Annotated in this window: 8 protein-coding genes; 6 read left to right on the top strand and 2 right to left on the bottom strand. The window is 70.4% G+C overall.

What is annotated here, in order from left to right; all coding sequences use genetic code 11:
- Positions 1–125 precede the first annotated feature (125 nt).
- Entirely contained in the window at positions 126–905 is a 780-nt protein-coding gene (locus ABD207_RS06775; protein WP_344010833.1) for a winged helix-turn-helix domain-containing protein, read from the bottom strand.
- 694 nt (positions 906–1,599) lie between these two features.
- On the opposite strand from ABD207_RS06775, the gene ABD207_RS06770 reads away from it, so the two are divergent.
- Genes ABD207_RS06770 through ABD207_RS06760 form a run of 3 tightly spaced genes read left to right on the top strand, consistent with a single transcriptional unit; the run spans position 1,600 to position 3,752 of the window.
- Positions 1,600–2,058 carry a hypothetical protein gene (locus tag ABD207_RS06770; protein WP_344010831.1) on the top strand — a complete coding sequence of 153 codons (459 nt, stop codon included), beginning with the start codon at positions 1,600–1,602 and terminating at the stop codon, positions 2,056–2,058.
- A gap of 22 nt (positions 2,059–2,080) precedes the next feature.
- Entirely contained in the window at positions 2,081–2,602 is a 522-nt protein-coding gene (locus ABD207_RS06765; protein WP_344010830.1) for a regulator component, read from the top strand.
- Positions 2,603–2,615: 13 nt separating this feature from the next.
- On the top strand, positions 2,616–3,752 hold the full coding sequence (locus ABD207_RS06760) for an MAB_1171c family putative transporter (RefSeq protein ID WP_344010829.1): 1,137 nt from the start codon (positions 2,616–2,618) through the stop codon (positions 3,750–3,752).
- Positions 3,753–3,788: 36 nt separating this feature from the next.
- Here the strand turns inward: ABD207_RS06760 and ABD207_RS06755 are convergent, their stop codons facing one another.
- On the bottom strand, positions 3,789–4,616 hold the full coding sequence (locus ABD207_RS06755) for an SDR family NAD(P)-dependent oxidoreductase (RefSeq protein ID WP_344010834.1): 828 nt from the start codon (positions 4,614–4,616) through the stop codon (positions 3,789–3,791).
- Positions 4,617–4,815: 199 nt separating this feature from the next.
- Here ABD207_RS06755 and ABD207_RS06750 point away from each other — a divergent pair, with 199 nt between their 5' ends.
- The 3 genes from ABD207_RS06750 to ABD207_RS06740 all read left to right on the top strand — a co-directional run bounded on the left by ABD207_RS06750 (position 4,816) and on the right by ABD207_RS06740 (position 7,419).
- Entirely contained in the window at positions 4,816–5,559 is a 744-nt protein-coding gene (locus ABD207_RS06750; protein WP_344010827.1) for an ATP-binding cassette domain-containing protein, read from the top strand.
- Positions 5,560–5,743: 184 nt separating this feature from the next.
- Positions 5,744–6,976 (top strand): glycosyltransferase 87 family protein, encoded by a 1,233-nt coding sequence (locus ABD207_RS06745; protein WP_344010826.1) that lies wholly within the window; start codon positions 5,744–5,746, stop codon positions 6,974–6,976.
- Positions 6,973–7,419, top strand: coding sequence for an FkbM family methyltransferase (locus ABD207_RS06740; protein WP_344010825.1), 447 nt, complete (start codon positions 6,973–6,975; stop codon positions 7,417–7,419). The genes ABD207_RS06745 and ABD207_RS06740 overlap by 4 nt, the downstream gene beginning before the upstream one ends.
- Positions 7,420–7,428 lie beyond the last annotated feature (9 nt).

The following is a 7,428-nucleotide window of genomic DNA, read 5'->3' as shown; positions in this document are numbered from 1 at the left end:
GTCCCCCACCAGATCACTCACACCCCACCAACGACCCAGAACCCAAACCGTTTCGGATCAATAGCAGTACGGACCCGAACCGACGTAGGGAATCAACACGGGCTTCCGAAACTCCTGTGGTTCTGTCAGTCCCGTCGGCCGAGGACTGCCTCGCCGAGGTGTGTGAGGCGATGCACGGTCAGATTGTCCCGGCGCTCGGCGGCGACCAGGCCGGAGCGCCGGAGGACCCCTAAGTGTCTGCTGACGGAGGGGTGTGAGAGGTCTAGACGGCGGGATATTTCGCTGATGGACACCGGCGATCGCAGGGATTTGAGGACGTTGGCACGGGTCTGCCCGAGCAGATCGCTCAGGGCGGCGGCGCGGTCGCCTTCCTGCTGCTGCCACAGGCCGGCCGCGGAATCGGTGGTGGGCGTCACGTTGTAGACCAGGACCGGAGCGTCATGGCCGCCCGTCTCCGCGTCGAGAACCATGGGGCCGGGTGCAAACAGCGACGGGGCGATGACCAGTCCCTCTCCGAAGAGATCGACTGTCTGCCCCGTGTGATCGTCCTCCACGCTGAGCAGCGGAGCGCGCCAATTGATGCGGGGGTGGAGCTCGTTGAGGACGCTTTCCACACCGCCGGCGAGGACCGCGCGGCCCCGGGTCTCGCGTTCCGCTTCCAGATACGTTCGTATGCGCCCCCAGTAGGGCAGGACGGCAACCGATCTGAACCGGTGAACGTCGGCGTGCGGCGCCGGCCCGGTCCCCCGCATTCTCCGCCGCACCTTCATGCGCCACTCCGTGAATTCGTCCTGCTGCACCTCCGCGTATTTGCGTTCTGCGAACCGGGTCTCCAGGTCCGGTCCGAGGGAGTCAACGAAGCGGATGCGGGAAAGATCTTCCACGGTGAGACGCAGACAGACCACTGCGTTGTCTCCTCAATTCGGCACGGAGGATGCGTTCGTCGTGTTCCGTCGCAGGCGCCGGCGCCGACAAATGGGGCGGGCTGGACGGCGTTTTCCGGTCACGGACGCCCTGAACAGGGACCGGGCCGTGGCGGAGCTCCCGGCCGTCACCACGACGGCGTCCGGTGGTTTCCCTCGATCTCGGCAAGGCCTGGATCCGTGCCGGTCTTCTCCCCCTGCGAAGCGGGTGGCATCCCTGTCATTCCCCCTGTGCTGTTTCGTCACGGCTCTGGTGTGGGGCCGGACTTGCCGACGAAGAACGCGCGGTGGGTCAACCGCGGTGTGCTCCCGCCGGTGGTCAGCCGGCGGCGCATCGGTGCATGGAGTCGGCCCGCTGAAAAGCCGCCCGGTGTTTCCACGGCAAACGACGAGGTCGGGGCCGGCATGAGCATCCCCGCGCATGGGGCCGACCCAAGCACCCGAGGACCGTACTCAGCGGATGAAAGGGTGTCAACTCATCCGCTGGCACCCCTGGCCGCGCGCTCTTCCTCAACTACGTGCCATGCGGCCCTTTTGCTCTGCACTGCACAAACATTGAGCCAAAGGCGGCCGACCTTCCGGGCGGCGGTGTTCAAGAGGCTGCGGAGCAATTAGGTTGACTGCCACTTCTTGTCCGCTGGAAACAGGAGCGACATGACACGCGGGGGTTGACGACTTGGCCAGTATCAGCAGCGACGGCAACGGCACCACGGAGCCGTCGTCCCTGGCTCAGCGGCTCGAGGACATCATCAACGCCTACTACCGGGGCAACCGGCCGCCCTACAGCAGGATCGCCGAGGAGATCCGCCAGAGCACCGGGCGTACCTTTTCGGCCACCTACTTGTGGGAACTGGCGACCGGCCGGAAGCGGAACGTGACCCGCGACCAGCTGCGGGTGCTGGCGGAACATTTCGGCGTGACACCGGACTACTTCACCGACGAGGAAGTCTCCGAGAGGGTGAGACGCCAGATGGAGTTCGCCGCGGCGCTGGGAAACAGCAAGGTCCGCACGCTGGCCTTCCGCGCCGACTCGCTCTCGGAAGCGGGACTCGACGCCCTGCTCACCCTCGTGAACGCGATGTCCGATCAATCCGGCTCACAGAGACGTCACAGACCGGCCGGCCGAAAGGGATGACCGGAGACGAAGGTGACCGCGGGTGAGAAGAACGGACGAGTACGCCGCGCTGCAGCGCAAGTGCACGGCGATCCTGCGTGATCTCGGGATCCAGCAGTCGCTGTCCCTTGACGCGATCCGGGGCCGGGTGGAGCGCCTTCGGGAGCGTCCGCTCGTCCTGAGGGAACTGCCCGAGCAAGCGGCGGTCGCCGGAGCGTGCGGTCTCTGGCTGGGCACCGATGACGCCGACTATGTCTTCTACGAGCCGGGCACCGCGCCCCTTCACCGTGAGCACATCATCCTGCACGAGATCGGCCATGTGCTGTGCGACCACCACCGGGAGACCTCGGTCGACGGCGTGGAGCTGACGGGTGACCTCCTCGACGGTCTGCGGCCCCATCTCGTCAGGCGGCTGATGGCACGCACCAGTTACACGACCGCCGAGGAACAGGAAGCCGAGATGATCGCCAGCCTGCTGCAGAGCGCCGGGAAGGCGAACCGGGTGTCCGGTCCGCTCGGCCGGCTCGGCGCCTTCCTGGGAGTGACCGTCGATGCCGGTGAGTGAGCTGGCCACTCAAGTGGGTCTCTGCAGCGTCGTCATTCTGTGGTTCGCTCTCGTCTGCCGGGCCGGGCCCGCTCTGCGTCACCCCCAGCAACGGGGCCTGTGGCTCACCGTGCTGGCGGCGACCACGGCCATCACTCTCTTCCAGCCCGTCGTCGTCGGCCGGCTCGCGGACGCCGGTGTGGAGGTCCACGCGGTCGCGCTGACCCGCAACCTGATCGGCGTACTCAGCGCCGGGCTGGTTCTGCTCTCCATGGTCGACTCGACCCGGTACCGGCGTCTGCACTTGTCGGTGGTGGTGGGGCTGGGGGCGGCCATGGGCGCCCTGATCGTGCTGGACCTGCTGGCGGCTCACCCTCGCGTGAGCGTTCCCTCCGTCCAGCGTCCGGCCGATCCCGCGTCCGCCTACTGGCTGATCCTCGTCGTGTCCCATCTGGTCGGTGACGCCGTCGCGGTGGTGGTGTGCTGGTCGTACAGCCTGCGCACGGACGAGCGCGATCTCTTCTTGTCCCTGCGGCTGTTCGCGGTGGGCAGCGTGCTCGCGTTCGTCTTCTGGGCCGGCTACCTCTGGCACCTGTCCGGCGGCGCCCCAGCGGCCCTGCCCTATCTGTCCCTGATCATCGGGGTGCACGGCTTCATTCGCGCGGCATCGCTGCTGGTCCCCACGGTGACGGCCATGGCCCGGACATGGAGTGCTCTGCGCGTCACCTGGCAGCTGTGGCCGCTGTGGAGCGATCTTGTCGCCGCGGTACCCCAGGTGACCCTCGCCGGGCCGCAGCGCAGCAGGATCCGGGAGGTGCTGCGCCCGCGTTCACCCCTGGCCCTGCAGGCACACCGGCAGACCATCGAGACCTACGACGCGCTCCTGGTGCTGCAGCAGTACATCGACGCGGACGTCTACGAGGAGGCGCACCGGCACGCCCGACGCGGCGGCGTACGCGAGGACCGGCTCGAAGCGGCCGCACTCGCCGGTGCGCTGGGACTGGCCCGCCGCGCCGTACTCGCCGGTGCACCGGGGTCATCTCCTGACCGCCAACTCGCCGTCGCCCTGCCCGGGGATCCGGCCGCTTTGCTGAGGGTCGCCCGGATGTGGCCCGCCATGGCGGACGCACTCTCCGGCCGGGACGCGTCGGCACCGGCCGGGCGTACCTGACCACCGCGCCGCCGGCCGCGGATGCCGAGCCGGTGGTCAGCTCATCGTGTCCGCCGTTGCGCCGGTACGCGGCGCGACGTGGAAGTCGAAGGCGAGCGTCCCGGGGTCCAGGGCCGTCGCTCCGCCGTCGACGGTGAGCACGGAGCCGTTCACGTACGACGCGGCGGGGGACAGCAGCCAGGCGACGGCCTCCGCGACCTCCCGCGGTTCACCCGGCCGTCCCAGCGGCAGGAGCCTGGTCACCTCTTCGTAGGCCGTCTCGACACCCTGCAGGTCCGCCTCCGCGGCGAAGCGCGCCATGCGGCGGTCGGCCATCTCGCTTCTGACCCAGCTCGGGCACACGACATTGGCCCGCACTCCCTGTCGGCCGTAGTCGACGGCGACCGAGCGGCACAGCTGGAGCAGGGCCGCCTTGGAGGTCGCGTAGGGAGCGTTGCTGGTGCCGTTGCGCAGTGCGGACACCGAGGCGACGGCGACCACCGCACCGCGCGCCCGCAGCAGGTGCGGGATCGCCGCGCGCAGAAGCAGCAGCGGACCGGTGACGTTGGTGCGCATGACCTCGTCCCAGTCCTCCAGCGACAGGTCGCCCACGGCACCGCCGCGTCCGATGCCCGCGTTGAGCACCACTCCGTCGAGCCGCCCGTAAGCGGCCAGGGCCGCCTCGACCAGACCTTCGGCGGCCTCGGGGTCCCGCACGTCGGACGGGTGGGCGAGCACATCGATCTCCCGCTGGAGGCGCAGCAGGGGTTCGCTGCGCCGGCCTGAGACGACGATGTGGTGTCCCCCTTCACGCAGCAGCCGAGCCGTGGCCTCCCCGATGCCCGTGCCTCCACCGGTCACGATGACAACTCGCTCGTCCGTCACAGTCCTCATGGCTCCTTCGGGCTCCTGGGCACCGCCGAGCCTAGAACCCCGGTGATCGCTCACGGACGACTTCGAGACAAGGCCTCGCATGGGTGGGGAAAACCCGCCTGCAGACTCTCCTGTCAGGTCTACTGCCTCCCCCAGGTCCTGCTGCTGCACTGAGATCACCGGATCCCGACCCCGACTTGGACTGACCGACATGCCCCACATCACTGACATTCGTCTGCCCGTCGTCCAGCTGGTCAGGGTCTGTGTCGAGCATCACGCTGCCGCTGCGGGCCGCCCGGCACTCGTCGAGGCCAGCGTCGGCTTCCCCGAGCGGTCCCTGACCGCGGTGGTGGGTCCTCCCGGAGCGGGCAAGACCGCACTGCTGCGGTGCGCCGCCGGGCGGGAACGGCCGAGCCGGGGCAGGGTGTTCAAGGGTTCCCGGGAGCTGGCGGCCCTGGACGAGCGGGAGCTGACACAGCTGCGACGGCTTTACGTCCCGCGGCGGCCCGCACTGCCGCCCGCGCACACGGTGTACGAGCACGTGACCCAGGCGGCGTCCGTTACGGGCCGGGTGCCTTCGGAGGCAGCCGTCATGGAAGCCCTGCGTCTGGTGGGGCTGGAGGAACAGGCGGCGAGCAGACTCACCGACCTCTCCGCCGAGCAGCACAAGCGCGTCGCGATCGCCGCGGCGCTGCCGGTTGGTCCTCGTGTCATGTTCGTCGACGAACCCAGCGACGGTCTCGACGACGCCGGTGTGCAGCGGGTGATGGATGCGATGCGTGCTCTGGTGGAGCGGGCCGGGTACTCAGTCGTCATCGCCACTCGGGCCCCGGCGGTGGCGGCCTGGGCGGACCGCGCCGTCCTGATCGGCGGCGGTCGTGTCGTCGGCAAGATCGACTGGCCGACGAGCGACGAGATCGCCGCCGAGCTCGCGGATCAGCCGGACGTGTGCTGAAGAGTTCGCCCGGGATGGGGTGGGTGTCGTCCGCCCACGGGCCACGGCGTGGGCCGCCGGGCGAGATGGTCGGGAAAACCCGACCTCCAGGTCTCGACCTGGCTGTCATGACCTGCGAGAACGCTCCGGATGCAATGGATGCGTGCTGAATCGTTGGGCTCAATTCTCTTTCAACACACGGTGGTTGTGGTGCGCCGGCTGGCTGATCGCCGCCGTGTGGGCCGCCGTCTTCGCGCTGATCCCGGCACCGCAGCCGCACCGGGTGTGGGGAATGAGCGCCGGTGCGGGGTACCTCTGCGCGGCGGTGGCGGCCCTGGTGTCGTCACGGCGGCGGGGACCGGCGGTCTCGGTCTGGTTCGCCGCCGCCGGCGCCGTCGTGGTGCCGTTCGTCCTGTTGCTGCTGACCGGCTCGGCGCAGAGCGAGGTCGGCGTGATGGAGCGTGCCGGTCTGCTGACCGTGCGTCAGGCGACGCCGTATCTGGCGGATCCCGGCTCGGTGGTCGAGGTGACTCCGTACCTGCCGGGCATGGCGGTGTTCGGGTTGCCGCGCGCGGTGCTGGGCGGTGACGGCCTGGCGGCGAGGCTGCTGGGTGACGCCCGGATCTGGTGCGCCGCGGCCTTTCTCGGTTGTCTGCGGGCGGCCGGGCGCGCGGCCGAGTCCGGGACGTACGGCCGACGGGATGCCGCACGGGGCCCGATGAGCACATGCGCACTCGGCGCGTTCGTGGCCTCCCCCGTCGTGGCGCTTCCGCTGTGCGTCAGCGGCATCGATCTGCCGCTGACGGGGCTGCTGGTGCTGGCGCTGGTGTATGCGGCGCGGCGGCGTCCGGTGGCCACCGGGCTGGCGCTCGCCGCCGTCTGTTCCCTCAAGTGGACGGCCTGGCCCGCCGTGGCGGTGGCCGTGGCGTTGCTCGCCCAGCGGGGCGGGTGGCGGGCCGCAGCCCGCGGGACGGCCGTGGCGGTGGGCGGTACGGCCCTGCTCGTCCTGCCAGCCGTGCTGCTGTCGCCCGGTCCGCTGGTGGAGCAGGTCTTCATGTTCCCCACGGGGCGCGGGCCCTGGGAGACCCCCGCGGCCAGCCCGCTGCCGGGCAGGCTGCTCGCCGACCTCGGGCCGGCCGGCTGGTACGCGGCGGTCGCCCTGCTGCTGTCCGCCGGGCTGGCCGTCGCCGTGTCCCTGCTGACCCGGCCACCGCACGACCTCGTACCGGCCGCCGACCGGCTGGCCCTCGGACTGTGCGCGGCCTTCCTCCTCGCGCCTGCCGGGCGCTTCGGGTATCTCGCCCTCCCCGTCGCCCTGGTCGTCCTCGCCCGGCTGGTGAACGGCACGAGCCGGAGCGAGCCCGAGCGCGCGACTGTCGTGCGGGGCGTGCCGTCTGTGCCTCCCCTCACCGCTCCGGCCGCGGGGAGCGCCCGGTGAGGGCATGGCGCACCGACGTGGGGGCGGCCGCACAGCGGTGGGGGCGGGCCGGTTCCCGTTCGTGGAGGAGGAGGTGGCGGGCCTGCGGGCGTTCGTACCGGCGGGTCGCAGTTCCGTCTCTCCCGCACCGTGGTGGCCCGGTCCGCACCCTCGAAAACCTGGCGCAGGAGATCGCTCCGCGGCGGCTGGCGTTCGTCAAGGCCGACACCGAGGGCACGGAACTCGCCCTGCTGCAGGGCGGATCGGCCACGCTGCGCAGGCAACGGCCCACGCTGCTGCTCGAGCTCGCGCGACGCCATCTGGCGACGTACGGCGCCGGTCAGGCCGATGTCCTCGGACACCTGCGGGACCTGGGATACGGGGCCCACTGCTGGCGGCGTGGCCGGTGGGTGCCCGTCACCCGCGTCGCCGACGACCGGCGCAACCACCTCTTCACGGCCTGACCACTCCCT

The organism is Streptomyces thermospinosisporus (genome assembly GCF_039526425.1).
GTDB classification, from domain to species: Bacteria; Actinomycetota; Actinomycetes; order Streptomycetales; family Streptomycetaceae; genus Streptomyces; species Streptomyces thermocarboxydovorans.
Note: the sequence above shows the minus strand (reverse complement) of the source record. Positions and strands in the feature narration are given on the sequence as shown.

Bases quoted from the DNA above. Each gene is read 5' to 3' on its own strand.
- ABD207_RS06750 (WP_344010827.1), top strand. From the start codon at position 4,816: ATGCCCCACATCACTGACATTCGTCTGCCCGTCGTCCAGCTGGTCAGG.